A 2,387-nucleotide genomic window follows, 5' to 3' on the forward strand; every position below is an offset into this window, starting at 1 on the left:
ACCCATGAGCGCCGTGACGCACCCCAAACACCCCAAAGACCTGCATGTGAAAAAGCCCCCTGCCGGGCCGCTGGGCTGGCGCATGCTGGTTGAGTGGCTCAGCGAAGACGGCGTCATCAGCGCCGCTGAAGCCCAGCGCACGATTGCACGCTGCTCCCAGGTGCAAAGCGCGCAGCCGCCGTTGACGCGGCTTGCCAGTGTCGGCATGACACGCCTGGCCGACGGCAAACCCCTGGACATGGAAACGATCACGCAATGGCTGGCCGGACGGGCCGGCCTTGCTTACCTGCGGATTGACCCGCTCAAGGTGGACGTGGGCAAGGTGGCGGACACCATGTCGGCCATGTATGCCGAGCGGCACAAGGTGCTGCCGGTGCAGGTGACCCCCAGCGAGGTGGTGATTGCCACTTCGGAGCCTTTCGTGACTGACTGGGTGCAGGAGGTCGAACGTCAGGCCAAGCGCAGCGTGCGCCTTGTGGTTGCCAGCCCCCTCGAAATCACCAAGTTCACCGCCGAATTTTTTGCCCTGGCCAAATCCGTCAAGGCAGCGATCAAGGCCGGCGGCGGGTCGACATCGGCGAGCTTTGAACAACTGGTTGAGCTGAACAAAAGCAACAAGCAGCTGGACGCCAATGACCAGGGCGTGGTGCAGGTGGTGGATTGGCTCTGGCAGTACGCCTTTGACCAGCGCGCCAGCGACATCCACCTCGAGCCGCGGCGCGAGCAGGGCGTGATCCGCTTTCGCATCGACGGCGTGCTGCATCCCGTTTATCAACTGCCCATGGGCGTGCACAACGCCATGACCGCCCGCATCAAGCTGCTGGGCCGCATGGATGTGGTGGAAAAGCGCCGACCGCAGGATGGCCGCATCAAGACCCGCAACCCGCGCGGCGACGAAGTTGAGATGCGCCTGTCCACCTTGCCCACAGCCTTCGGCGAGAAGATGGTCATGCGTATTTTTGATCCGGACACCACGGTCAAGGACCTGGATGCCCTGGGTTTTTCGCAGCACGACGCCGAACGCTGGGAACAACTGGTCAAGCGGCCCTATGGCATTGTGCTGGTCACCGGGCCTACCGGTTCCGGCAAGACCACCACGCTTTATTCCACGCTCAAGCGGCTTGCGACTGAAGAAGTCAACGTCAGCACGATTGAAGACCCGATCGAAATGATCGAGGCCTCTTTTAACCAGACGCAGGTGCAGCCGCACCTGGATTTCGATTTCCCCGAGGGGCTGCGCGCGCTGATGCGGCAGGATCCGGACATCATCATGGTGGGCGAAATCCGCGACCTGCAGACGGCCGAGATGGCGGTGCAAGCCGCGCTGACCGGCCACCTGGTTTTCAGCACGCTGCATACCAATGACGCCCCGTCGGCGGTGTCCCGCCTGATGGAACTCGGGGTTCCTTCTTACCTGATCAACGCCACCTTGCTGGGTGTGCTGGCCCAGCGGCTGGTACGCACCTTGTGCAGCAATTGCCGCCAGCCTGATGAGGCCGCCTCACGCGAAACGCTCGCCGACCTGGTCAAACCCTGGCAAATCAGCGGCGGCTACCGGCCGTACAAGCCGGTGGGCTGTGTGGATTGCCGGATGACCGGTTTCCGTGGGCGTATGGGTCTTTATGAGCTGCTGACCGTCACGGAAGGCTTCAAGGAAAAAGTCTCGAAAGAGCCCAATATCGATGCGCTGCGCCGCCAGGCGGTCAGTGAAGGTATGCGCCCGCTTCGGTTGGCCGGCGCGTTGAAAGTGGCAGAGGGCCTGACAACCATCGAGGAAATTTTGGCCTCCACCCCGCCTTTGGCCTGAGTCCTTGGGCCTTTTACAACGGCCGGCCCGTTGTAAGCAAGAGGTAAGCCAAAAGATTACGAAAGGTAAGTGAAAGCCACATGGCGGGGGCCGGGTGATTGAATGCACAATCCACCGATTCTTTCTTTTATATATGTATTGAGGAGACAGCCGTGAATATCAAGAGTCAGAAAGACTTTTTCTCCGGCCTCATGTTCATGGGCGTCGGTGTGGCGTTCGCATGGGGGGCAACCACCTACAACGTGGGTGAGGGTGCCCGTATGGGACCGGGTTACTTCCCCCTCATGCTGGGTATTTTGATGACTGTTCTGGGGGCCGCGATCACTTTCAAGGCACTGGTCGTGGAAACCGTGGGCGGCGACAAGATCGGCAAATGGGCCTGGAAGCCCCTCTCCTTCATCATCCTGGCCAATCTGCTATTCGGCATTTTGCTGGCCGGTTTGCCGAGCATCAAGATTCCAGCCATGGGCATGATCGTGGCGATTTATGCGTTGACCTTCATTTCCAGCATGGCTGAAGAAGGCTGGAAGGTCAAAAACACTTTCATTCTTGCGACGGTGCTGGCCATCGGCAGCTACCT

The 2,387-nt window shown here is 60.3% G+C and carries 2 protein-coding genes; both read left to right on the forward strand.

Annotated features, from left to right (window positions below; all coding sequences use genetic code 11):
* The first annotated feature begins 4 nt into the window (after nucleotides 1-4).
* Nucleotides 5-1,807, forward strand: coding sequence for a type IV pilus assembly ATPase TfpB (gene tfpB / locus AC1DWI_RS19990; RefSeq protein ID WP_477669710.1), 1,803 nt, complete (start codon nucleotides 5-7; stop codon nucleotides 1,805-1,807).
* A gap of 152 nt (nucleotides 1,808-1,959) precedes the next feature.
* On the forward strand, nucleotides 1,960-2,387 hold a 428-nt coding region (locus tag AC1DWI_RS19995; protein ID WP_477725554.1), incomplete at its 3' end, for a tripartite tricarboxylate transporter TctB family protein.

It is taken from the genome of Polaromonas sp. P3_C2, from assembly GCF_056402675.1.

Bases quoted from the DNA above. Each gene is read 5' to 3' on its own strand.
- tfpB (WP_477669710.1), top strand. From the start codon at position 5: ATGAGCGCCGTGACGCACCCCAAACACCCCAAAGACCTGCATGTGAAA.